Annotated in this window: 23 protein-coding genes and 1 other annotated feature; of the genes, 13 read left to right on the top strand and 10 right to left on the bottom strand. The window is 48.2% G+C overall.

Going from position 1 to position 23,079, the window contains the following annotated elements; genetic code table 11:
• Window positions 1-3 precede the first annotated feature (3 nt).
• The 3 genes from PTQ21_RS08715 to PTQ21_RS08705 are packed head-to-tail and all read left to right on the top strand — an operon-like array spanning window position 4 to window position 2,539.
• The gene (locus PTQ21_RS08715) at window positions 4-240 is read left to right on the top strand and encodes a hypothetical protein (RefSeq protein WP_063568172.1); all 237 of its coding nucleotides are present in this window, start codon (window positions 4-6) and stop codon (window positions 238-240) included.
• Window positions 241-260: 20 nt separating this feature from the next.
• Entirely contained in the window at window positions 261-1,367 is a 1,107-nt protein-coding gene (locus PTQ21_RS08710; RefSeq protein ID WP_063568171.1) for a GerAB/ArcD/ProY family transporter, read from the top strand.
• A gap of 44 nt (window positions 1,368-1,411) precedes the next feature.
• Window positions 1,412-2,539, top strand: a complete 1,128-nt coding sequence (locus PTQ21_RS08705) for a GerAB/ArcD/ProY family transporter (RefSeq protein ID WP_072734827.1) — start codon at window positions 1,412-1,414, stop codon at window positions 2,537-2,539.
• Between the two features lie 92 nt (window positions 2,540-2,631).
• Here PTQ21_RS08705 and bcp read toward each other — a convergent pair whose 3' ends face one another.
• From bcp to PTQ21_RS08685, 4 genes are read right to left on the bottom strand one after another with little or no spacing between them, the layout of a single operon-like run.
• A complete protein-coding gene (bcp, locus tag PTQ21_RS08700) occupies window positions 2,632-3,096 on the bottom strand; it encodes a thioredoxin-dependent thiol peroxidase (protein WP_063568169.1) in 465 nt (154 codons plus the stop codon).
• Between the two features lie 46 nt (window positions 3,097-3,142).
• Entirely contained in the window at window positions 3,143-3,919 is a 777-nt protein-coding gene (locus tag PTQ21_RS08695) for an ABC transporter permease (protein WP_170867911.1), read from the bottom strand.
• 13 nt (window positions 3,920-3,932) lie between these two features.
• Entirely contained in the window at window positions 3,933-4,727 is a 795-nt protein-coding gene (locus tag PTQ21_RS08690; protein ID WP_053779604.1) for an ABC transporter permease, read from the bottom strand.
• A 1-nt stretch (window position 4,728) separates the two neighbouring features.
• A complete protein-coding gene (locus PTQ21_RS08685; RefSeq protein ID WP_063568167.1) occupies window positions 4,729-5,775 on the bottom strand; it encodes an ABC transporter ATP-binding protein in 1,047 nt (348 codons plus the stop codon).
• 204 nt (window positions 5,776-5,979) lie between these two features.
• Between PTQ21_RS08685 and PTQ21_RS08680 the strand changes: the two genes are divergently transcribed.
• Window positions 5,980-7,023 (top strand): LCP family protein, encoded by a 1,044-nt coding sequence (locus PTQ21_RS08680; RefSeq protein ID WP_090810371.1) that lies wholly within the window; start codon window positions 5,980-5,982, stop codon window positions 7,021-7,023.
• 81 nt (window positions 7,024-7,104) lie between these two features.
• Complete coding sequence (locus PTQ21_RS08675; protein ID WP_072734830.1) at window positions 7,105-8,424, top strand: glutamate-1-semialdehyde 2,1-aminomutase; 1,320 nt, start codon at window positions 7,105-7,107, stop codon at window positions 8,422-8,424.
• Between the two features lie 86 nt (window positions 8,425-8,510).
• Here PTQ21_RS08675 and PTQ21_RS08670 read toward each other — a convergent pair whose 3' ends face one another.
• Window positions 8,511-9,905: an aminotransferase-like domain-containing protein gene (locus PTQ21_RS08670; protein WP_274569520.1), complete on the bottom strand. Its 1,395-nt coding sequence runs from the start codon at window positions 9,903-9,905 to the stop codon at window positions 8,511-8,513.
• A gap of 177 nt (window positions 9,906-10,082) precedes the next feature.
• Between PTQ21_RS08670 and PTQ21_RS08665 the strand changes: the two genes are divergently transcribed.
• The 6 genes from PTQ21_RS08665 to PTQ21_RS08640 all read left to right on the top strand — a co-directional run bounded on the left by PTQ21_RS08665 (window position 10,083) and on the right by PTQ21_RS08640 (window position 16,283).
• Window positions 10,083-11,018 (top strand): DMT family transporter, encoded by a 936-nt coding sequence (locus PTQ21_RS08665; RefSeq protein ID WP_274569518.1) that lies wholly within the window; start codon window positions 10,083-10,085, stop codon window positions 11,016-11,018.
• A 27-nt stretch (window positions 11,019-11,045) separates the two neighbouring features.
• Window positions 11,046-11,349: a binding site (T-box leader), on the top strand.
• A gap of 161 nt (window positions 11,350-11,510) precedes the next feature.
• Entirely contained in the window at window positions 11,511-12,503 is a 993-nt protein-coding gene (trpS, locus tag PTQ21_RS08660) for a tryptophan--tRNA ligase (RefSeq protein WP_072734832.1), read from the top strand.
• Window positions 12,504-12,571: 68 nt separating this feature from the next.
• Window positions 12,572-12,880 (top strand): GerAB/ArcD/ProY family transporter, encoded by a 309-nt coding sequence (locus PTQ21_RS08655; protein WP_274569517.1) that lies wholly within the window; start codon window positions 12,572-12,574, stop codon window positions 12,878-12,880.
• Window positions 12,858-13,679 (top strand): endospore germination permease, encoded by an 822-nt coding sequence (locus PTQ21_RS08650; RefSeq protein WP_274569515.1) that lies wholly within the window; start codon window positions 12,858-12,860, stop codon window positions 13,677-13,679. The genes PTQ21_RS08655 and PTQ21_RS08650 overlap by 23 nt, the downstream gene beginning before the upstream one ends.
• Window positions 13,660-15,129, top strand: a complete 1,470-nt coding sequence (locus PTQ21_RS08645) for a spore germination protein (protein WP_063568160.1) — start codon at window positions 13,660-13,662, stop codon at window positions 15,127-15,129. The genes PTQ21_RS08650 and PTQ21_RS08645 overlap by 20 nt, the downstream gene beginning before the upstream one ends.
• Before the next feature lie 8 nt (window positions 15,130-15,137).
• A complete protein-coding gene (locus PTQ21_RS08640; protein WP_274569513.1) occupies window positions 15,138-16,283 on the top strand; it encodes a Ger(x)C family spore germination protein in 1,146 nt (381 codons plus the stop codon).
• Between the two features lie 77 nt (window positions 16,284-16,360).
• On the opposite strand, the gene PTQ21_RS08635 is transcribed toward PTQ21_RS08640, so the two are convergent.
• Window positions 16,361-16,771, bottom strand: coding sequence for a sensory rhodopsin transducer (locus tag PTQ21_RS08635; protein WP_274569512.1), 411 nt, complete (start codon window positions 16,769-16,771; stop codon window positions 16,361-16,363).
• Window positions 16,772-17,007: 236 nt separating this feature from the next.
• Here PTQ21_RS08635 and PTQ21_RS08630 point away from each other — a divergent pair, with 236 nt between their 5' ends.
• Both PTQ21_RS08630 and PTQ21_RS08625 read left to right on the top strand, forming a co-directional pair.
• Window positions 17,008-17,244 carry a hypothetical protein gene (locus tag PTQ21_RS08630; RefSeq protein WP_139295704.1) on the top strand — a complete coding sequence of 79 codons (237 nt, stop codon included), beginning with the start codon at window positions 17,008-17,010 and terminating at the stop codon, window positions 17,242-17,244.
• Window positions 17,245-17,486: 242 nt separating this feature from the next.
• On the top strand, window positions 17,487-18,296 hold the full coding sequence (locus PTQ21_RS08625) for a hypothetical protein (protein ID WP_274569509.1): 810 nt from the start codon (window positions 17,487-17,489) through the stop codon (window positions 18,294-18,296).
• 251 nt (window positions 18,297-18,547) lie between these two features.
• On the opposite strand, the gene PTQ21_RS08620 is transcribed toward PTQ21_RS08625, so the two are convergent.
• From PTQ21_RS08620 to PTQ21_RS08605, 4 genes are all read right to left on the bottom strand, one after another.
• Window positions 18,548-19,660 (bottom strand): rhamnogalacturonan acetylesterase, encoded by a 1,113-nt coding sequence (locus PTQ21_RS08620; protein WP_420800374.1) that lies wholly within the window; start codon window positions 19,658-19,660, stop codon window positions 18,548-18,550.
• A gap of 185 nt (window positions 19,661-19,845) precedes the next feature.
• Entirely contained in the window at window positions 19,846-20,685 is an 840-nt protein-coding gene (locus PTQ21_RS08615; RefSeq protein WP_024633028.1) for a carbohydrate ABC transporter permease, read from the bottom strand.
• A 2-nt stretch (window positions 20,686-20,687) separates the two neighbouring features.
• The gene (locus PTQ21_RS08610; protein ID WP_274569507.1) at window positions 20,688-21,590 is read right to left on the bottom strand and encodes a carbohydrate ABC transporter permease; all 903 of its coding nucleotides are present in this window, start codon (window positions 21,588-21,590) and stop codon (window positions 20,688-20,690) included.
• A gap of 141 nt (window positions 21,591-21,731) precedes the next feature.
• Window positions 21,732-23,015 (bottom strand): ABC transporter substrate-binding protein, encoded by a 1,284-nt coding sequence (locus PTQ21_RS08605; RefSeq protein ID WP_274569506.1) that lies wholly within the window; start codon window positions 23,013-23,015, stop codon window positions 21,732-21,734.
• Window positions 23,016-23,079 lie beyond the last annotated feature (64 nt).

The following is a 23,079-nucleotide window of genomic DNA, read 5'->3' as shown; positions in this document are numbered from 1 at the left end:
CAGGTGTTAATTACACTTAGTGTCATTGTGACCGCAGGGGTCATTGGGTGGTTCGATCTGCCGGGGCTCATACGTAGCAAGGAATGGAAAGAATTGGCTGTTTACAGTGTCTTACTGCTCTTGGCTACCATTCTCAGTGTCTTTGCGGCCAACCTGTGGGAAATCCCAAGCCCACTTTATCTCATCATATGGATCTATGAACCTGTAAATCAATTTCTGGCACACTTGACTGGAACTTAAGGAAAAAAGGAGGGGACATTATGCTTGAACAGGGTCGCATCGGAACAAGACAATTGTCCATCCTCATTTTTATGATGGTGGTCGGGGATATGATGCTCATCTATCCCTCGGTCATCACATCCTATGCCAAACAAGATGCCTGGATATGCGCTCTTGTCGGGGTTCCGTTGGGAATGGCCCTCACGCTCATGTTTTTAAAGCTGTGCAGTCTGTATCCGGAGGAAAATCTGATACAGATTTCACGGAGCATTCTGGGATTTTGGCCAGGCAGTCTTGTATCCGCATTTTACCTATTCTTTTTTGTAATAGGTGCCTCTACGCACACCCGAGAGGTCGGAGATTTCCTAACTTCCCAAATCTTTCAGTACACCCCGATTCGAGTCATCATTCTGATGTTTGTTATTACAGTTGGCTGGGGGTTATATCATGGTCTGGAGACGATGGGGAGAAGCAGTGAATTGCTGATGCCTATCCTTATCGTGTTTATTCTTGTGCTTGCATTCTGTCTACTACCTCAGATTGATCCCAGCAATTTAAAGCCTGCTACAGATACTGGCGTTGTTCCCATCCTGCAGGGTATTCTCATAAGTATCATATATCCCGTAGGTGAACTGGTCCCCATTATGATGATTATTCCCTACACGCTAAAACAGGCTCACCGAACTCGGGATGTTCTTATGGCGGCAGGACTTGGCAACTTGTTGCTGGCTATATTGGTTACCATCTCTCTGCTTGTTCTAGGTGCTTTCCTTACACAGCACAACATCTATGCTTCCTTTATTTTATCTCAGAAGATTAGCATTGGTGGCTTTTTTGAGCGTATTGAAGCCATTATGGCTTCTTCCTGGCTCATCTCCACGTATGTTAAAGCGATGGTGTATATGTACGCATTTATCCTCGGATGCGCCGAACTATTTAGGCTCAAACAGTATCGGATACTCATCCTACCTGCAACATTGCTTATATTTGGCCTTGCCAATCTGGTCTCGCCCAATTTGACCTTCATCGTCATTACCGTCGTTCCATATTGGGTAGATTGGGATACCACATTGAGCATTATATTGCCAGGGCTGTTACTGTTGGTGCATATGTTCAAAAAGGGTTGGAAAAACAAGCCTTCGGGATAAGGCAATGCTGGAGTTCTAATATGTCAGGAAGGAGGCTGGAGACCATGATAATTAAAGATAAAATTACCATTCGGCAATTTGCCCTGCTTACCTTTCTTGTCATGGTTGGGGATATGATTCTGATCTATCCTTCGTTGGTCACAACCTTGGGTAAACAGGATGCATGGATATGCTCTTTCCTCAGTCAGCCCATCGGTCTATTTATCATTTGGATTTTGTACAAACTACAACAAACCTACCCTGAACTATCTTTAATCGAAATTTGCAAGAAATTGCTTGGTCCATGGATTGGATCAGTCTTGTCTGCTGGTTACCTGTTCTATTTCGCTATAGGCGCTGCCATCTGTATCCGGGAAGTTGGAGACTTCATGACGACTCAAATCTACCTCCAGACCCCCATCCGTGTCATTTTGATTATGCTCATGTGTTCCCTGATCTGGGGCCTAATGAAAGGATTGCAAACCATGGGAGCAACCAGTGAACTATTGACTCCTATTGTTTTTGTTTTTATGGTTCTCCTGTTCGTGGGTTTGCTGCCCAAAATAGATGTCTCACATCTGCAGCCTATCTTTAACATCAGCCGGGTTCATTTGATTGAAACCGTTATTCGCGGATCCTTTACCGCCTTCGGGGAGCTGCTCGTGCTTACTATGATTCTTCCTTATGTAATGCGAGGGCCGCACCTTAAACGAGACTTGTTGCTTGCCACTTTCTGCGGAGGTCTGCTCCTGTGTGTATTGCTATTGTTTTCCCTTATGGTTGTGGGTCCTTTCCTAACCCAGCATAATATTTTCATTTCGTACACCCTGTCTCAAAAAATTAATATCGGTAACTTCTTTGAGCGCATTGAAGCCTTCATGGCTACTGCCTGGTTAATTGCGACCTATTTCAAAAGCCTGCTGTACATGTTCGCTTTTGTTATCGGACTAGCTCAGCTGTTTCAGTTGAAAACATACAAACCACTCATTCTCCCTTCATCCTTGCTCATGTTTGCATTGGCCATCCTGATCTCCCCCAATGTCATTTTTTATATCGAAACCATCATGCCTGCATGGGTGGATTGGGACATTACTTGCAGTTTTATTATTCCTCTGTTGCTTTTACTTGTTCATCGCATTCGCTTTGGCAAGAACAGAAAAAATCAGTCCCATCCAGAACGATTGCCCACATAAAAAGGCTGTATTCACGGTATAACCCGCGAATACAGCCTTTATTATGAAGTGAACATTTTTTTGTTGTATAGAGAACAGACGAGTTTACCTTCCTAAAGTTGCTGCAAAGCCTCAAGTGCTGCTTCAATATGCCCTTTGACTCGCACTTTAGACCACGACTTCAGCAGTATACCCTCTTCATCAATAAGAAACGTGGAGCGTACCATCCCCATGTATTCCTTGCCATACATCTTTTTGAGCTGCCATACGCCGTATTGTTCGGCAACCTGATGTTCTTCGTCGGATAACAGGATGAATGGTAAGCCGTATTTGGCAATGAATTTGTCGTGCTGCTTCATCGGATCAATACTAATCCCCAGAATAACTGTATTTAATCCCTTGAACTCCTCATGACGATCACGGAAATCACATGCCTGCTGTGTGCAGGAAGAAGTCATATCCTTCGGGTAAAAATATATCAGCACCCGCTGTCCGCGATAATCGGAAAGTTTCACCGTCTCTCCCGTACTGGACGGAAGTTCAAAGTCTGGTGCAAGCTTGCCTTCGGTTAATGTCATCTCATTTCCTCCTTTATCTCGTCTTTCCTTTCACAAAGGACTTCTGTTATGATCCTGCTCCTCGATACTTCTTCACGCCATAATTCCATAGCAGAAGGCCGATGGAGCCAAACACCAATCCCATCACAGGTGTCAGCATCGCCATACGATGCATTTCGGATCGTTCCAGGAACAGGGCTGCCGGATAGATGCCCACGAAGGCAAACGGAATGACCCACGTTAACAGGACCTGAATCGCACGGTTATAGATGGTTACCGGATAGCGTCCATATCCCTGAATGTTGTACATTAATGGCAGAATGCCTGTAGGCGCGTCCGAATAAAAAGACAACGACGTCAAGGTGATATAGATACCTGCATAGATTAGCACTGAACTAATAGTAAGAATAATGAGGGCCGGAATATGCCACCACTCCAGCACAAGCCCCATCTCCGCACCGCTGATGACCATAATGATCAGACCGATAAACGAACCAACGAGTGCAGGCGGGTCCACATTTTCGAGTAAAATCTGGAACAGGTTATGCGCAGGTCGTGTTAATATGCGATCCATCTCGCCTTTGACAATATACCGTTCACTGAACCCCCACAGATTGATAAAGCAACTGAAGATGCCGTAAGGCACCATAAAATATCCATAAACAAAAAGGACTTCACTCTCACTCCAGCCGCCCAAATTATCCGTATGTCGGAAAACCACAAAGATAAAGATCAGATTGGTTGCCTGGAACAGCAAATCCGAAAGGATTTCGACCCAAAAATCGGCGCGGTACGTGAGACGTGTTTTCATGTAATTTTTTAAATATTCCCAGATCAGACCCATATAGTACACTCTGTTATCCTCCTTGCACGAACAGACGCTTGCGCGCCTGACGCCAGATCAGCATCATCGGAATGAGCAGTATGACAAACCAGAACACCTGAATGCCGAGTACGCTCCAGATGCCTGTGCCCTCCACTCTTCCTGTGAAAACCGAACCGGGTAGATACGTAATGGCCTGAAAAGGCAATACTTTCATCACTGCGGACATCCAGCCCGGATAGAGGCTGATTGGAATGATCAGACCTGAGAACAGATCAACCACGACACGTTTCATACGCATCATGCCTTCATTGTTTTCCACAAAGAATGCGGCCAGCCCCGTAATGACATTAATCTGGGAATTAATGAGGAAACTGAAGAACAGCATGACCAGAAAGCCAATCCACGCGGACGGCGCCGTGGGAAGTTCAACCGGGAACAACAGAATCGCAATGAGCATTCCAGGAATCATAAGCAGCAGGAAACGGAAAATACCTTCGCCCAGACCCTGCATCATTTTGACCATGACATAGTTGATCGGTCTTATGAATTGAATGGCAATGGAGCCATCCCGAATGTCTGCGGCTATTTCCCGGTCCAGGTTGTTAAAATAAAACGCACGCGCCATCCACGATACAGCCACATATGTCGTCATCTGAGCTGCCGTAAAACCGCCCAGTTCACCACTACTGCCGTAAATGGCTTGCCATGTAAAGTAATACACGCCGATATTCAGCGTATATATCAAAATGCCGGAATAATAATTCACCCGGTATGCAAGCATCGTCAGGAACCGGATGCGCATAAAATCAAAGAATGCACTATTCATCTTAGGACACACCCACCGCTTCGTTCTTTGCTCCCACAATCTCGGGACGCTCGGCGGAACCGGATTGGTAAATACTGCGCACAATCTCATCCGTGTTAATCTCAATAATCTGAATATCGGTAATATCTGCCTGTCCAACGACGCGTCCCAGCACATCCGACACGTTGAGTTCAAGTGGAATCCAGACCGATGCGGACAGTTCATTCTCCACCGTCCAGCGAACAGGGAGCGCAGCCGTCCACTCCAGCATTTGTTCCATGGGATGAGCAGTGCCAAACTTGAACCGGATCTCCCGTTCCTTGCCCCACTGGGATTTCAGATGATCCAACCCGCCATCATAGATGATATTGCCCGCATCGAGCATAATAACTCTAGAGCATAAAGCTTCGATGTCCTGCAGATCGTGGGTTGTCAGCAAAATGGTTGTTCCGTGTTCCTTATTCATGTCTTTCAGAAATTCACGGATTTCCGATTTCACAACAATATCCAGGCCAATGGTAGGCTCATCCAGGAAAACAATATCTGGATTGTGCAGCAGCGCAGCGACCAGCTCACAGCGCATACGCTGTCCAAGACTGAGCTTACGAACAGGACGGTTCAGCAAATCCTGAAGCTGTAACCGCTCAACCAGTTCATCCAGACGTTTGCGGAAATCGACCTCACCTACTCGATACACCTTGCGCAGCAGATGGAAGGACTCAATAACACCGATATCCCACCAGAGTTGGCTGCGTTGACCAAATACGACACCAATATTCTGCACAAACTTCTCACGTTCCTGATACGGAACATATCCACCAACCGATATTTGCCCTGAAGTAGGCACCAAAATGCCGGTCAACATCTTAATCGTTGTTGATTTACCCGCACCGTTCTCCCCAATATATCCGCATATTTCGCCTTGCGGAATTTGAAATGAAATATCATTTACAGCCAAGACCTCCTGGTATTGACGTGCAAACAGATCCTGAAATGCGCCCTTAAGCCCTCCTCGACTTTTCTGGACGCTAAACGACTTGCGTAAATCTTTGACATCAATCGCCAGCATGATTATACCTCACTTGGATTTTGTTGAAATTGCTTGTAGCCCAAAAAGAAATTATAATAGTATCAGTCAAAATTCAGCAAGCTTTAAAAAATAGTCTGAGGCCGCGTCCTCTGTTGTATCTCACAGATATGTCGTGTACGGAAAGCCCGGGCTAAATCAATTTGGACTCATCTTCATTTATTTTGAATACAAAGGAGAGCTAGCATGACCAGAAAGACGAAGAGAACCATTTGGATTTCTCTTGCCGCCTTCGTGCTTATTGTTGGAGGCGCTGCGGCATTTTATTTCGGTTCTATTCTCAATCAGTTGAATGGCTTGCAAAAGGAAGGCGATGATTCGCCGTTTGCCGGTATCGAAAATGTTGAAAAAGTAAGTACACCGGATCCTCCGAAATGGGAAGGCACCGAAACGGTTAATATTCTCGTTATGGGTGTTGATGCCCGCGGGCTGGAGAAGGGGGAAGTTCCTCGTTCTGACAGCATGATGGTCGTTTCGCTTGACCCACTCACCAAAAAAATTAATCTATTCTCCATTCTGCGCGACACATACGTCAACATTGACGGATATGGCAAGGAACGAATCAATACTGCTATTACCCATGGTCCCAACGTAGCAATGAAAGCTGCTGGAGACCTGCTGGGTATCCCTGTCCAGTATTATGTGTATACCGATTTCCAAGGATTCATCAAATTGGTGGATGCCGTTGGCGGTGTGGATTTTGACGTAGAGAAGGACATGCACTATACAAGTAAAGCGGACAATAATGAATACGATATTGATCTGAAAAAAGGCTACCAGCATTTGGATGGCGATACGGCTCTCATGTACGTTCGCTTCCGTCATGACGCCATGTCGGATTATGCCCGCTCCGAGCGGCAGCGCGAATTCCTGAAAGCTGTAGCAGCGAAAATGCAGTCAACGACAACGATTGCCAAACTGCCTTCCATTCTGGAAGAAGTAAATCCTTATGTAGATACCAATCTGACCCTCTCCGACATGTGGAAGCTGGGCGGACTCGGATATCAGAGCAGCATGAACGGCAGCGAGCAAATCCCGCCAATGAAAATGCTCAAGGAAGAGCGTACACCGGGCGGAGCTGAGGTGCTGACGGTAACCAGTGAAGAAAAACTTAAGCAATATATTCAAGATATCATTCATCCTCCTGCTCAAGAGGAAGGCAGCACTACTGGAGCCGAAGACAAAACGGCAAGTGGTGACGAACAAAACTCCAAGCAACCCGCACAGTAATGAAGTGCAACACGCAGAGGGCAGCCCACATGCTGCCCTCTCGCTGTGTTTGGTTTATCTAATACGAAAGGAAGTTATCTTATGAATCCATCACGTTCCCGTTCCGAGCTTTTATACGAAGAAGCACTTCAACATATTGTAGGAGGTGTGAACAGTCCCTCCCGCTCATTCAAAGCGGTGGGTGGCGGTGCACCTGTCTTTATGAAAAAGGCGCAAGGTGCGCACTTCTGGGATGTCGACGACAACCGTTATATCGATTATCTCGCAGCGTACGGCCCAATTGTTACAGGACATGCTCACCCTCATATTACCCAAGCGATTACCGAGGCAGCAGCCAATGGTGTACTGTACGGTACGCCTACGGAACTTGAGATCAAGCTCGCCAAAATGCTGAAGGAAGCCATTCCTTCAATGGACAAGGTTCGTTTTGTAAACTCCGGTACAGAAGCGGTCATGACCACCATCCGGGTTGCCCGCGCCTACACCAAACGTAATAAAATCGTGAAATTCGCCGGATGTTATCACGGTCACTCCGATCTGGTCCTTGTGGCAGCAGGTTCGGGGCCTTCCACGCTGGGTATTCCGGATAGTGCAGGTATTCCAACGAGCATTGCGCATGAAGTCATCACGGTACCTTTCAACGATCTGGACAGCCTGAAAGCAGCTCTGGAGCGTTGGGGCGATGATGTCGCTGCAGTCATGGTTGAACCGATTGTCGGCAACTTCGGTATGGTTATGCCGGAACCTGGCTTCTTGGAAGGACTCTGTGCCATGACTCGGGATAACGGCTCACTCGTTATTTACGACGAGGTCATTACAGCCTTCCGTTTCCACTATGGCTCCACACAGACGTACGCGGGACTGGACAATCATGCGGAGATCGAACCGGATCTGACTGCACTTGGCAAAATCATCGGCGGCGGTCTGCCCATCGGTGCTTACGGCGGTCGTAAACAGGTTATGGAGCAGGTTGCTCCACTCGGCCCGGCCTATCAAGCCGGAACGATGGCTGGTAACCCTGCGTCTATCTCTGCGGGTATCGCTTGTCTGGAGGTTCTGCAAGGCGAAGGTGTATATGCGGAGATGGAACGTCTTGCGATTGATCTGACTACAGGCCTTCAGGCTTCTGCGGATCGTCATGGCATTGCGTTAACCATTAACCGAATTCGTGGTGCCTTTTCCACCCACTTCTGTGACCATCCGATTACGAACTATGATCAAGCCCAGGATACCGATGGGGAACTGTTCGCTTCCTTCTTCCGTCATATGCTGAATCGTGGCATTAATCTGGCTCCTTCCAAATATGAAGCCTGGTTCCTGACCACTGCACATACGGACAAGGATATTCAAGAAACATTGGAAGCCGCAGAATCTTCCTTCAAAGCTATGGCTCAGGCGTAAACCGTTATCTAACAATTCACATGTCGCAGCATAGCATGTCACTGAAATTAAATTAATCACATGAAATAAAGGCGTCCCACAAGCGATTATTCCGCTTGTGTGGACGCCTTTTGCAGTTTCATTATCTCCTCACGGATAATCCTCAGCCCTTCCTTGATCCGTTGCTTAGGTACATTGGATATGTTTAACCGCAGCATTTTATCCTGATGTACCTCCTGTGCACCCTCCGGAAAATATCGTTCTGTTGTATCGGCAATCACTCCCCGTTGCTCCAACCGGGACAGCAAGACCTTGAGTGGCATATCCTTAGGCAGTGGCAGAACCGTATGCTCCCCTCCTGTGCGTGGTGCATTCACAAACGGAGTAAAGTCCGGGTAAGCATTAAGCTGTTGATACAGCTTGTTCATCCGGGCAGCATAACGACTGCGGATGACTTTGCCATGGTGGGCAAACATCCCGTTACGGATGTAGACTTCAAGTGCTGCCTGGGATAGTACTGCAGTGTCAATATCGAGCATTTTTTTGTATTTACTAAACGATGCAGTAAGACTTACAGGCAGAATAGCCACGCCAATCCGCAGGCCGGGAAACAGGATTTTGGAGTAACTTTTCAAATAAATGACTCGCCCTTCTGTATCATAGGACCATAATGGGTCCTGCTTCGTGTTCTCTTCCAAATCAGCCAAGAAATCATCCTCTACCAGATAGACATCATAACGCTGCGCCAGGCGGATTAATTTTTTCTTCTCAGCTGCCGTCAGGGAAGTCCCAATCGGGTTGTGAAAACGCGGCATAACATAAAAAAATTTGATATCTCCTTCGCGGAACTGTCGTTCGAGCGCGTCCCAATCCAGGCCCTCCAGAGAGCGCCTGACACCTGCAATAGGGACATTCAGTCCTTGTAGAAGCGAAGGCATATTATGATAACCCGGCAGTTCCAGCATTACCTGCTTTTTCCCATTTGGAAAAGGCATTAACGCCAGCACAGCTAGAGCTTGCTGCACCCCTGAAGTAATAAAGAACTGCTCCTTCCGGGCAAACACCTGATAATCGGCGAATTGCTTCTGCAACAATTCAATCAAGGAAGGCAAGCCTCTCTCGGTTCCATACAAAAACAAATCCGCCTGTTTCTTCTCCATTGCCTGATCCACACAATGGCGAAAATCGGAATAAGGGAATACACGCGGATCAGGAGCTGCAGAGGCAAAATCCAGCGGTCCCTGCCACTCTCCATCCTCCACTTCGGCTCCATTCTGTACCGCATAATATCCGGACTGAGGCACCGCGTAGACCAGATGCCGCTCTTCCAGCCACTCATACGCTCGTATGGCTGTACTCACACTACATTGATACTGCTCAGCCAGAACACGCACAGCCGGCAGTTTGATTCCTTTGTCCTGCCATTGTCCACTATTCTGCTGCCGCAATTGGTCCTGAATCCATTGCTTAAGTGATTCGGCGATGATTTCGTATTTTCTCATTGGATTCTGCAACTCCTCCGACTTCAGCATTACCTTAAGTGTACCGGTACAATAAACATTTTTGTCTATTGTACCACTATTGGTCTGGCAGTATATTGAATAAGGTCAGACAGCGTACGCAGCAACATATGCGCGGTTGTAGTAGTAAAGAAAAACCGTATTATTGGAGGAAAACCTATGAACAATAGCCAGACTAGAAGATACGCATATGTAGCAGCTGTTTTATATGCAGCCATTATTGGTTTATCCTTTTTATTTGTCAAAATGACGGTGAGTGTGGCACATCCAATTGATGTACTTGCACATCGTTTTGCTTTGTCATTACTCGTAGTCAGCATCCCTGTCATTTTCGGATGGATCAAGATCAAGCTAACCCTTCGTGATCTGTGGCGTATCATTCCGCTAGGGCTGCTCTCTCCTGTTTTGTTCTTTGCCTTTCAGGCATTCGGGTTAGTCTCGTCCAACTCATCGGAAGCAGGGATTATCCAGGCGATGGCCCCCGTATTCACACTTGTGTTGGCCTCTATCTTTCTAAAAGAACGTACATCCCTTTTGCAAAAACTGTTCCTGCTGTTGTCCGTGGCAGGTGTAATCTTTATTTTCTTGATGAAAGGGAGCGGGATGTCGGCAGGCAACTTTAAAGGTATTGCTTTACTGCTGCTCTCCACGGTGTGTTTTGCAGGTTATGGTGTATTGGCAAGACCCTTGGCGCAGAAATATAAACCGATGGAATTGACCTGGGTGACCCTGATGGTTGGATTTATCGTCTTCAACGCAGCTTCCCTGATTCGTCACGCGTCGAGCGGAACCATGGTGGATTATGTGAAGCCACTCGGAGATGCATCTTACCTAGGAGCACTGGCCTATCTGGCTGTCCTCTCCACCATGTTCTCCACGCTGCTGGCGAGTTATGCCCTGACTCATCTGGAAGCTTCCAAAATGAGTGTATTCAGTAATTTGTCCACACTCATTTCGATTGCTGGCGGAGCCTGGATATTGCATGAACCTGTCCATGGATACCACTTTGTTGGAGCCTTGCTGATCATCGCAGGTGTACTTGGCACCAATATGAGCGGAAGAAAACGCAAGCTGGTCAATCCAGATAAAGCATGATACAATGTGAAAAATTATAAACGGATGTTATCAACAATGATGAAGAGAAGTACACAGGACAGGATACCTCAGAGAGCCGGCGGATGGTGTGAGCAGGTGTATCGGTCATGTGGAAATGGGCTTCGGAGTTCCGAGTTGAACCCTTTCTGCCACCTGTACTCAGGAGCGCGGATCGTCAGTAGGCAAGGCGGCATGTTCAGCCGTTATCCATGGACAGGATATCGATAAGGATTATGTGGGCTTCCTGCATATATTTATCCGTATCCCTCAAGTGGGCCGCAACCAGCGGCCAATTAAGGTGGCACCGCGAAGCATAAGCCTCGTCCTTCTATTCTGTTCCCGTCTGGGAAACAGGATGAAGGACGAGGCTTTTTTAATTTATGTATGTACCCAAAACTGTTGCAGGCTGAAAGGAGGTGATGGTCGTGGAAGACGGCTGGTGGCGTCAGCAATTAAGGATCGAAAAATCACAACATCAAAGGAGAATGAACCATGAACAAGAACAAAGACATTATTTTAACCGGAGACCGGACAACCGGACAGCTTCATCTCGGCCATTACGTTGGCAGCCTGCGCAGTCGGGTGCAATTGCAGGATGAGTACAAAACGTATATTTTACTGGCTGATGTACAGGCGCTTACGACCCACTATGATCAACCGGGACTTATTGCAGACAGCGTGCACCAAGTGACACTCGATTATCTTGCCGTAGGTATCGATCCCAATAAAGCCACTCTGTTCATCCAGTCGATGATTCCGGAAATTGCCGAGCTGACTGTCATATTCTCCATGTTTATCACGGTGAACAGTCTTCGGCATAATCCCACGATTAAAAACGAAGCGCGTGACCGTGGCTATAAGGATCTCTATTACGGATTTCTCGGTTATCCTGTCAGTCAGGCTGCGGATATTGCGTTCTGCAAAGCAACCCTTGTTCCAGCGGGGGAAGACCAGATCCCACATATCGAAACAGCGCGGAAACTGGTCCGGCGGTTCAATGAATTATATTCGCCCGTTCTGCCTGAACCACGTATTCTGACCGGAGAACGGCTGGGCGGACTGGATGGCGTGGGCAAAATGAGCAAAAGCATGGGCAATGCCATCTCGTTGAATGCTCATCCTGATGATGTGTATGCCAAGCTGGCCAGGGCAAAAACCGATCCTGCCCGCATTCATCGTTCTGACCCGGGACATCCGGATATTTGTCCGGTATTTGCCTATCACCAGCTGTTTCGAAAGGATCAGGCCGCTGAGATTCATGCGAGCTGTAGTGACGGCACCATTGGTTGTAAGGATTGCAAGATGATTGCAGGCACTGCAATTAACGAACTGCTCTCCCCTTTCCGTGAACGGCGAAATTACTATGAACAACGTGGACATGAAGTGAAAGAAATCCTCGTGGAAGGCACACGCCAGGCCCGTCAGGCTGCACGTGAGACGATGCTTGAGGTTCGTGAAGCGATGGGGATACGTTATTTCGACTGACGGTATGAGAAGGCTTGATCACGTTAACACTGCTGAGAACAGTATATTGGGAAAAGAGGTCCCTCAGCATGAAACCAACACAGCCTTCTTTTTTGCAAGCCATGATGTTAATGATGTTATCTGTCGGCCTGATCAGTCACGTCCTGATCATCCCTGCCCTTTTGTCTTCGGCAAAAAGAGATGCATGGATATCCGTTCTGTTGTCTGCAGGGCCTTATCTTTTATTCACTCTAATGCTTGCCTATGTCTCTCGTTTTCTCCAGCACCAAACCTTGCATGAATGGCTGACTTCCCATCTTGGCAAGCCTCTTGGCATGCTGTTTCGGGTGGGAAACAGCCTCTTTTTTTCTGTCCGTGATCTACTTCACTCTGCATGATACCACCACTTGGGCCAAAACCAATTACCTGACGGAGACGCCCATATTGGTTACAAGCATTGCTCTGATGTCTCTCTGTGCCTATGCGGCCTATAAAGGAATACGCTCTCTGGCATTTACAGCAGGTTTGATCCTGCCCCTGGTTGTGCTGCTTGGCTTCTATGTAGCTATCGTCAATACACAGTACAAGGATTACAGTCGTCTGCTGCCTGTGCTTGAACATGGCTGGCATCCCGTACTTCATGGCACAGTCTACAGTCTTGCAGGCATGTTTGAGTTGCTGTTCATCTGGTACTTGCAGCCCCACCTCTCCAAACGGATACGTGTATGGCAGTACCTGATGCTCGCGATCATTATCCTTGGGCTGACACTTGGCCCACTCATTGGGGCGATCGTGGAATTTGACCCTTTTGAAGCTGCCAAAATGCGATATCCCGCCTTTGAAGAATGGCGAATTGCGTCCTTGGGCAAATATATTGCCCAGACTGATTTCTTTTCCATTTATCAGTGGCTCGCCGGTTCTTTTACCCGGATTAGTCTGGCCATGTATATTGTAGTAGAAATTTGGAATATTAAGAGCGCCTCCAGAAGGATCATATGTTGTGCCACTCTTGGCGTCTTTTTTATTCTTACCATGCTGTATCCTCTGGATGATATGACATTCGAAAAACTGCTTGTCCAATACATATTCCCGTTCAATCTCGTGTATCTGAGCGGACTAGCGGTGGTTGCAACAGCAGTTGCATACATCAGTTCACGCCATCAGAGGAGGAAACATCATGGAGCACCAAACGATTGACACCACGTCCCATGAAACGCTGCTTGCCTCTTTCGAAGAGCAGTTCAGTCCCTGCGCAGATGTTGTTATTCAAAGCTTTCCTGCCAAAGATGAAACCGATATGTCGGTGATTATGCTCTATTGCGACGGTTTGGTCGATGGTAAACAAATCAATCAGTTTATTATCCCACGGCTGGAACAGCATTCTCTACATGAAGAAGAAGCACATCCCAAAGAATTGGGGTTAACATTGAATCCGGTGGATGATCTCACAGATACAGAGAATTTAAATCTGCTGATTTTCAGCGGACAATTACTGCTCATTTTCGGAAATGGTGATCAATCCTGCAGTCTAGATATCGCGAGTATACCAGGAAGAACCCCTGAGGAGTCGGCGATCGAGTCATCGATTAAAGGACCTCGGGATGGGTTCACTGAGGAGTTATCCGTGAATATTGGCCTCATTCGCAAACGAATGAAAACCTCTTCCATGTGTTATGAGAAATATGTCAAAGGTGGTCGTACCCAGACCGCTATTGGTCTGTTATACGTCAAAGACATCATTAACCCGGATATTCTGAAAGAAGCACGCCAAAATCTCGACCAAATTGAAATCGATGGCATTCTTGGTACCTCTATTATGGAACGTGCCATTATGGGGGGAATTCGCAGCATCTTCCCACTCACGGATAATACGGAGCGACCCGATTATGTCGTGGACTCCCTTTTAAATGGGCGATTTGCGGTTCTCATTGAAGGTTCACCAGTAGCCATTATCGCTCCAACCACTCTGTTTAATCAGTTAAAATCGCCGGAAGACGAGAGTACCCCTTTTTTCATTGTTACTTTTGAGCGAATTTTGCGCATTTCCGGATTACTGATTGCCTGCTTCTTTCCTGCCTTCTATATCGGCCTGACTAGTTTTAACGTGGAGCAGATCCCCTTGCCTCTGCTTGCAACCATTTCGGGTACACGGATGGGTCTACCTATGCCAGTAACGCTGGAAGCATTTTTAATGATATTTATGTTCGAGCTATTTAATGAAGCCGGCCGCCGACTCCCACGAGCCTTGGGGCAAACCGTCAGCGTCGTAGGTGGGCTTATTATCGGAGATGCAGCTATCCGAGCAGGAATTACTTCCCCCACGATCATTGTCACGGTGGCTATTTCGGTAATCTCCAGCTATATTTTGGTGAATACCGTGCTTAGTGGGGCTACTGCTCAAGTCCGGATTGGGATGCTAGTCATTTCTTCCATTCTTGGGTTATTCGGTTTCATGATTGGACTACTGGGTCTGCTGGTGCACCTCGTATCCTTGGAGTGTTATGGCGTCTCATACCTGTCACCCGTCTCACCTTATATACCCGGCGACTTCACCCAAGCCGTATCCATGCCCCCTTCTATGAAACGGACCAAGCGCCCAGCTGTACTCCATACACAGGATTCCACTCGCCGGAGGAAAGGCTCGTGACAAGATGGATGGCTAAAGTTAGCTTGTTAATAAGCTGCTTTATCCTGCTGACCGGGTGCTGGGATTCCAAAGAGGTTCAGAGTATTAACTTTATCACGGCTGTAGGAATAGATTATGTAGACAACCAATATGTTGCTTACGCCCAACTCATTGATTTCTCCAGTATTGCCAAGCAGGAAGGGCCCACTTCAAGGCAAGCAAGTGATATCTGGATCGGACGGGGTGAGGGTTCTACGCTGAGTATGGCTATTGATGATCTATATCAAACTTCTCAGCAACAAACGTTATGGACCCATGTAAAAGCGATTGTCTTATCCAAAAATGTGTTGAATGGACGGCTGGAAGATGTCTTTAATACACTGTTGCATTCAGGCCAACTGAGATATACCCCATGGCTCTACGGTACAGAGCGTAACATTACAGATGTACTCGCTCCCTCTGCACTGCTGAACCAATCCGCCCAGACCATAGAGCTGTTTGAACCGATGAAGCTGTATAAGCAACATTCCGGTTATGAACCCATCCGGCTTCATCAGCTCCTTGACGGATTTCGGGAGCCTGCTTCAGTTATTCTTTTGCCTTCCATTACCAATCAGAATGAGACCTGGTTTAACGGAGAAAAAGCCCCCCCGCTTATTAGGATGGATGGGTTTTACGTCATTTCAAATGGTAAAAGTCAAGGCAGGTTAACGGGTAAAGACGCTGATGGAACACGATACGTGAATTATGACCGCGTCTTTCAATATCCGTTGTATGTATACAGCAACGGGAGCAAAACGCCGGAGCTGACGCTTAGGCTTAATCACCCAAAGACCACGATTAAGGCGAGGAAAGAAGGAAATGGCGTTACATTCGACCTGGTTACTTCGGTTAAAAGCGCCATCATCGAGGATCATAACTCTCATCGCTCTCCCCATGTTATGGAAAAGGAAGCGGAGAAACAGATTGAGTCCGAAATTCGCAATACGTTTGAGAAAACCAAATCACGCAAGATTGATTCCTACGGTTTTGTGGAACATCTATATCGTCATGATCTCCCCCTATGGAGACAGGCGGTATATAAACGGGCCAACCCACTTGAGGGGTTTAAACTCGGTAAGGTCGAGGTTCATGTGAAAATCCTCAATGCCAGTACGTATAAATATGATGAGTAACGCAAAAAGACGATCAGCAGCCTGCAGTCCATGCAAGGTTACGGGTCGTCTCTTCATTTCATAATTAACATAACGTCTTATCCCAGTGGAAACGCCATAACACTCATGAGTGCCAGTTCAGGCTGCGTTGTATCTAGACGACTGTACTGGACGATAACAGGAACATTGCTAGAGACGGTAATGGCATAGGGTACTCCCGGAGGGATGAGTTGTTCACCCGATCTCAACGACGCTGTCCGAATATGCTTTGTTCTCCGCGCAGGTACCTCAGCCACGATGTCTTCGAGCGGTTCCCTATCTTCAAAATAGATCGTTATTTGCAGCTGTGCATCCACTATGCCTGTATTTAGCACACAGATGCTCTCGTGACTCTCCAGTGAGCCCGAGCTGTCCGGTGGAATGTAACCATCGGGAATCACCCAGTAGGTGTGACCTGTCGCTGTGGAAGATATTTTATGTGCTGAAGTGTTCGTCTGATCCTGTGCCATTAATAATTCCTCCTTTGCTAATGCAATAATTAGTTAAACGCGCGTAAGGCTCGCGGTGCGGGCGCTTCGGTGGACGGATCGGGCTGTGGGCCGCTGTTGGCTCGGGATTTCTTTTATTCCCCCCTCAGCAGGGGAAATCCCGCTCCAAAGGCGGACGCTTCGCTCCCTCTGCTCCGATTCCGCCCTCCTTCGCTGCAACGCTCGCCATGGCTTTTTAAAGGCTTATTGCCTTCGATATGTTCGCTGGGCAACTTAAGAGCAACCTTGCTCGTTACTTCGTTAACTCGCTTAATAAAAAGGCTGCTTGCGGGGCAGGCGCTTCGGTGGGCGGATCGGGCTGTGGGCCGCTGTTGGCTCGGGATTTCTTTTTTATTCCCCCTCAGCAGGGGAAATCCCGCTCCAAAGGCGGACGCTTCGCTCCCTCTGCTCCGATTCCGCCCTCCTCCGCTGCAACGCTCGCTATTGCTTTTTAAAGGCTTATTGCCTTCGCTATGTTCGCTGGGCAACTTAAAAGCAACCTTGCTCGTTACTTCGTTAACTCGCTTAATAAAAAGGCTGCTTGCGGGGCGGAAGCTTCGGTGGGCGGATCGGGCTGTGGGCCACTGTTGGCTCGGGATTTCTTTCATTCCCCCTCAGCAGGGGAAATCCCGCTCCAAAGGCGGACGCTTCGCTCCCTCTGCTCCGATTCCGCCCTCCTCCGCTGCAACGCTCGCCATTGCTTTTTAAAGGCTTATTGCCTTCGCTATGTTCGCTGGGCAACTTAAGAGCAACCTTGCTCGTTACTTCGTTAACTCGCTTAATAAAAAGGCTGCTTGCGGGGCAGGCGCTTCGGTGGGCAGATCGGGCTGTGGGCCGCTGTGGGCCGCTGTTGGCCGCTGTTGGCTCGGGATTTCTTTTATTCCCCCTCAGCAGGGGAAATCCCGCTCCAAAGGCGGACGCTTCGCTCCCTCTGCTCCGATTCCGCCCTCCTCCGCTGCAACGCTCGCCATTGCTTTTTAAAGGCTTATTGCCTTCGCTATGTTCGCTGGGCAACTTAAGAGCAACCTTGCTCGTTACTTCGTTAACTCGCTTAATAAAAAGGCTGCTTGCGGGGCAGGCGCTTCGGTGGGCAGATCGGGCTGTGGGCCGCTGTGGGCCGCTGTTGGCCGCTGTTGGCTCGGGATTTCTTTTATTCCCCCTCAGCAGGGGAAATCCCGCTCCAAAGGCGGACGCTTCGCTCCCTCTGCTCCGATTCCGCCCTCCTCCGCTGCAACGCTCGCTATTGCTTTTTAAAGGCTTATTGCCTTCGCTATGTTCGCTGGGCAACTTAAAAGCAACCTTGCTCGTTACTTCGTTAACTCGCTTAATAAAAAGGCTGCTTGCGGGGCGGAAGCTTCGGTGGGCGGATCGGGCTGTGGGCCACTGTTGGCTCGGGATTTCTTTCATTCCCCCTCAGCAGGGGAAATCCCGCTCCAAAGGCGGACGCTTCGCTCCCTCTGCTCCGATTCCGCCCTCCTCCGCTGCAACGCTCGCCATTGCTTTTTAAAGGCTTATTGCCTTCGCTATGTTCGCTGGGCAACTTAAGAGCAACCTTGCTCGTTACTTCGTTAACTCGCTTAATAAAAAGGCTGCTTGCGGGGCAGGCGCTTCGGTGGGCAGATCGGGCTGTGGGCCGCTGTGGGCCGCTGTGGGCCGCTGTTGGCTCGGGATTTCTTTTATTCCCCCTCAGCAGGGGAAATCCCGCTCCAAAGGCGGACGCTTCGCTCCCTCTGCTCCGATTCCGCCCTCCTCCGCTGCTTACCTCAAATACATTTGCAGCGGCTGCAGTCGCAGCTCGCGGATGGCTTCCGCCACCTGCATGGCGAGGCGACGGGCACCGCGCTCCTGAAAATGCGTGTTATCCTCCACGCCTGTTGGGAAGTTCACGTACTCACCCGGCAGCACCCACATGAAATCCTCCTTGCTGCCTTCAACGCCCGCTTGCTCGCACAGGATACGGCTTCGCTCAGCCAGGTCGATCAGCGGCACCCCTTCCTCTTCCGCCAGCTCACGCACGGCGACGATATAATCGCCATGGGTGTCGGTCAATGTGCCATCATCAGCGAAGTAACGCCGATGCACCGGTGTCACGAGCACCGGACGCGCCTTAGCTTCGCGGGCGGCATCGATATACTTTTTCAGATATTCCTTATATGTTGTGAAAGGCTCCGTTCCCCGGTCAGGGCCCGGCTTCTCATCGTTATGTCCAAATTGAATAAACAGAAAGTCTTCCGGCTTAATTTTCTCCAGAATGGCATCCAATCTGCCTTCATTGATGAAACTGCGGGAGCTGCGTCCAGACTGGGCATGGTTATCCACAGCAACATCATGTTTGAACTGTGCAGGCAACAGCTGGCCCCAGCCACAGTATGGATATCCACTTTCCGGCTGATCCGTCACGGTAGAATCACCAGCGATAAATACAGTCATCGTCTGATTGGCAAGCGTGATCTCCAATGCATTAATCCGCGGCGCAGGACCGGAGAAGGATAGTCGGAGCTTTCCGCCACGAACCACAACCGAGAATCGAACCTCTGCACATTGCCCAGGAACTGTACGAATGGTTGGCAGCATCAGCCTGCCCTCTCCGGCTTTGATTCTGGTGATCGTCTCCGCCAATTCATCCCCTGCAATTAACAAGACTTGATAGGTTCCATCAGGTACATCAACGATGAAAGATGCCTTGAGCGGAATACAAAAGCTTGAACGCAATCGGGCAGACACATTGGTCTGCCCTTGTTTGCCGTTGTTTGCCCTACTGGAATTCGATACTTCGTCTTCACTTATCCGTTGTTTCTCATACACAAGGGAGCCGGATTCAAAACCGTATTCTCCCTGTTCTTCATATGCAGTGCTGGCAGACACTTTCAAATAACCCTCAACCTCACCTGCACTGCCAGAGTCCGGTCCAAAATTGAACTTCCAGTGGGTAACGGCCTCTTCACCGCCCTCTGCTGTTACCTCCGTGGCAACAGCCTGACTACCCTGGGCCTTATTCAATAGGAACAACCTCCTTGTTCAATATCCAATTCAGGTTTGAATCCAGTGAATATCGTTTATCCTTTCAGTCCGCTGGTGCTCATGCCCTGTACAATTTGTTTTTGGAAAATAAAGAACACGGCTACAACGGGTACGAGACTCACAATGGACATCGCGAACATCGCTCCCCAGTTGGAGGCAGACTCACTGTCCAGGAACATTTTCAGTGCCATGGAGACCGTATATTTATCCGGCGAGTTGAGATACAGTACTGGACCGAGCAGATCCTCCCATCTCCAGTAGAAGGAGAAGATCGCAGCCGTTGCGAGTGATGATTTGATGAGTGGCATAATAATCTGTACATACAGTCTAAACTTGTTACATCCATCAATGGTAGCAGCCTCATCCAGCTCTTTCGGAATCGTACGAATGAACTGTACCATCAGGAAGATAAAGAACGGCATCCCGAAGAACGTAGGTACAACTATCGGTAGAATGGTATTCAACCAACCAAGCTTCGTGAAGATAATATATTGGGGTACGAGTACAACGTCATGCGGCAACATAAGTGTTAACATCATCAGGGAGAACCAAAAGTTACGTCCTTTGAAGTTAAGTCTGGCAAAACCAAAGGCAATCAACGATGAGGATAACACGGCACCAATCGTAGAGATGACCACAATAACGAGTGAGTTGGTGATGTAATCCATAAACGGTCTTCCGCCTGCGCCTTTCCAGCCATCCGCGTAGTTACTCCAGATCCATTCCGTAGGGAACAAGGACTCGGCAGTTACGAAGATGGTACGACTTTCTTTGAATGAGCTGAAAAGCATCCACAGAACGGGATAAAGCATCAGGAGGGCCAAAGCTGCAACGAACAGGTGATAGATGGGCCATTTCACATTTCTCCAAACCATCGTTACTTCCCTCCTTCGGATTCATAAAACACCCAGAACTTGGATGTCAAGAACACCGCGACTGTGAGTATACCGATCATAATAAGCATGATCCAGGCCATGGCCGAAGCATAACCCATGTTGTTAAACATAAATGCCTGACGGAACAGATACAGCGAGTAAAGCATCGTACCGTCCATTGGACCGCCCTCGCCTTTAGAGATGATATATGCAGGTACGAAGGTCATAAATGCACCGATGGTTTGCATAATCAGGTTGAACAGAATGATTGGACTGAGTAACGGTAAGGTGATACCAAAAAATTTACGTACCGGGTTGGCACCATCCACACCTGCTGCTTCGTACATCTCGGGAGATATATTTTTCAGACCGGCCAGGAAGATGAGCATGGAAGATCCAAACTGCCAAACAGATAACGAGATCAGCATAACCAGAGACGCATTCGGATCACCAAACCAGCTGATTGGCCCAATTCCGATTGCCGTTAATGCACTGTTGATGACACCTTCATTACTGAAAAGGTTACGCCACATAATCGACACAGCCACACTACCACCGATAAGGGATGGCAGGTAGTACAAGGTACGATACGTTCCGACCATACGGGATCCCGTATTCAGGATCATGGCTACGAAAAGTGCGAAGACCAGCCTTAGAGGTACACCAATGAACACGTACAGAAACGTTACTTTAACCGAATTCCAGTACTTCGGATCATCAAAGAACATTTTGGTATAGTTGTCCATCCCGATCCACCGTGGGGAAGTGAACAAGTTATAACTCGTAAACGACATGTATAGGGATACAAACATCGGAATAAGCGTAAAGCCCAGAAAGCCGATGATAAAAGGACTAATAAAAGCATACCCAGTTAGGTTTCTACGCAACGACGAATATTGCCTCAACGGAACAAACCTCCTTTATTGATCTGCTTGCTTCCCGCGACCTTGCTTCGAGCTACTGGACGGGGAAAGGCCCTCGCGGTATGCGAGTAGCCCTGTTCCCGTCCATCCCGGTAATGGGATGAGCAAGCGATCATTCAACTGTTATTTATTGTTGGCAAGAACGGCTTCGGCATTTTTGCGGAATGTCGCTGCTGCTTGTTCCGGTGTAACCTTACCGAAGTTCAGTTCCTCCACAACATCCGCCAGAGAAGCAATGACTTCCGGCGAACCTACCGGTGGTGGTGAGCTCATTGGCGAAGCCTTAGGCTCCATGGACGCTACGAAGTCAAATACCTGTTTCGTTGCATCACTCAACTCAGGAGCGATAGCTTCTTTGATTTTGCCTGAAATCGGCACACCGCGCTCGCCTTTGATCAGTTTGTTAGCTTCCACATCGTTCACCCAGAAATCAATGAATTTGGCCGCTTCTTCCTTCACTTTCGAGTTCGATGTTACAGCCCAGTACATACTTGGCTGCATATAAAGTCCTTTTTCCATATCCGGTCCTGGCATTGGTGCAATTTCCAAAGGACGATTAGCTACCTGTTGCAAGGCCACAAACTGGTTGGACCATTGCCATACGCCAATTCCTTTTTCCTTGACCAGATCGGATTCCTCAATAATGCCTTTCGTCTGGTTAACCAGATCCGGTGAAGGTGCAGCTCCCTGCTCAATCATCCGCCGCATGAGTCCGAAGAACTCAACGAATAGTTTGTCGTCATCATAGCCAAGACCCGTTCCTTCAGCATTGTAGAGGGACAGTCCTTTGGTCCGCAGGAAATAGTGGAAGAAGATATCCGGCGCTACGCCCCCATCCAAAAAGAGTCCTTTGGCAGCCGTTTGCTTGCCAAGCTCTTCATACGATTCCCAAGTCATATTTTCGGGAATGGAATCCACACCCGCTTTTTTGAGCAAAGCCGGATCATACTGGAAACCCAGTACGTTAACACCAGCAGGTACTCCGTATTGTTTGTCGTTGATAACGCCTGTGCTGATTACGTTCTCGGATACGTCGTCTACTTTAATCTGGTTTCCGAGATACGGGGACAGATCTTCGAGCTGTCCGTTCTTTGCATATTGGCTGATGTAGGAAATATCCATCTGAACAATGTCCGGCAGTTGATTCGCTGCCGCTTGTGGAGCAAGCTTTTTCCAGTAGTCATCGAATGAGGCGTATTCCACGTCAATTTTGACATTCGGGTTTTTCGTTTTGTACAGGTCAATGACCTTCTGTGTGTATTCATGACGTGCATCTGATCCCCACCATGCGATACGAAGTGTTACCGAACCATCCCCAGATGTTCCGCCCGATTCACCGCTGCTGCTGCACGCCGTTGTTAATACCAGCAATGCCGCCATTATCAGGAATATCGCCTTTTTCACCATGCCAATCTCCCCTTTTATGTTGAAATGGTTGTGTGAACGAGTTACCTTTCACTTTCTGATAACG

The sequence above is a fragment of the Paenibacillus marchantiae genome (assembly GCF_028771845.1).
In the GTDB taxonomy this organism is placed as follows: domain Bacteria; phylum Bacillota; class Bacilli; order Paenibacillales; family Paenibacillaceae; genus Paenibacillus; species Paenibacillus marchantiae.
This window is presented reverse-complemented; position numbering and strand designations above follow the sequence as displayed.

Excerpts from the sequence above, each read along its gene's own strand:
- PTQ21_RS08685 (WP_063568167.1), bottom strand. The coding sequence starts at position 5,775 with ATGCTGGCGATTGATGTCAAAGATTTACGCAAGTCGTTTAGCGTCCAG.
- PTQ21_RS08640 (WP_274569513.1), top strand. The coding sequence starts at position 15,138 with ATGGCTAAAGTTAGCTTGTTAATAAGCTGCTTTATCCTGCTGACCGGG.
- PTQ21_RS08635 (WP_274569512.1), bottom strand. The coding sequence starts at position 16,771 with ATGGCACAGGATCAGACGAACACTTCAGCACATAAAATATCTTCCACA.
- PTQ21_RS08705 (WP_072734827.1), top strand. The coding sequence starts at position 1,412 with ATGATAATTAAAGATAAAATTACCATTCGGCAATTTGCCCTGCTTACC.
- PTQ21_RS08605 (WP_274569506.1), bottom strand. The coding sequence starts at position 23,015 with ATGGTGAAAAAGGCGATATTCCTGATAATGGCGGCATTGCTGGTATTA.
- PTQ21_RS08710 (WP_063568171.1), top strand. The coding sequence starts at position 261 with ATGCTTGAACAGGGTCGCATCGGAACAAGACAATTGTCCATCCTCATT.
- bcp (WP_063568169.1), bottom strand. The coding sequence starts at position 3,096 with ATGACATTAACCGAAGGCAAGCTTGCACCAGACTTTGAACTTCCGTCC.
- PTQ21_RS08615 (WP_024633028.1), bottom strand. The coding sequence starts at position 20,685 with ATGGTTTGGAGAAATGTGAAATGGCCCATCTATCACCTGTTCGTTGCA.
- PTQ21_RS08695 (WP_170867911.1), bottom strand. The coding sequence starts at position 3,919 with ATGGGTCTGATCTGGGAATATTTAAAAAATTACATGAAAACACGTCTC.
- PTQ21_RS08630 (WP_139295704.1), top strand. The coding sequence starts at position 17,008 with ATGTTCGCTGGGCAACTTAAGAGCAACCTTGCTCGTTACTTCGTTAAC.
- PTQ21_RS08680 (WP_090810371.1), top strand. The coding sequence starts at position 5,980 with ATGACCAGAAAGACGAAGAGAACCATTTGGATTTCTCTTGCCGCCTTC.
- PTQ21_RS08665 (WP_274569518.1), top strand. The coding sequence starts at position 10,083 with ATGAACAATAGCCAGACTAGAAGATACGCATATGTAGCAGCTGTTTTA.
- PTQ21_RS08645 (WP_063568160.1), top strand. The coding sequence starts at position 13,660 with ATGGAGCACCAAACGATTGACACCACGTCCCATGAAACGCTGCTTGCC.
- PTQ21_RS08690 (WP_053779604.1), bottom strand. The coding sequence starts at position 4,727 with ATGAATAGTGCATTCTTTGATTTTATGCGCATCCGGTTCCTGACGATG.
- PTQ21_RS08670 (WP_274569520.1), bottom strand. The coding sequence starts at position 9,905 with ATGAGAAAATACGAAATCATCGCCGAATCACTTAAGCAATGGATTCAG.
- PTQ21_RS08655 (WP_274569517.1), top strand. The coding sequence starts at position 12,572 with ATGAAACCAACACAGCCTTCTTTTTTGCAAGCCATGATGTTAATGATG.
- trpS (WP_072734832.1), top strand. The coding sequence starts at position 11,511 with ATGAACAAGAACAAAGACATTATTTTAACCGGAGACCGGACAACCGGA.
- PTQ21_RS08675 (WP_072734830.1), top strand. The coding sequence starts at position 7,105 with ATGAATCCATCACGTTCCCGTTCCGAGCTTTTATACGAAGAAGCACTT.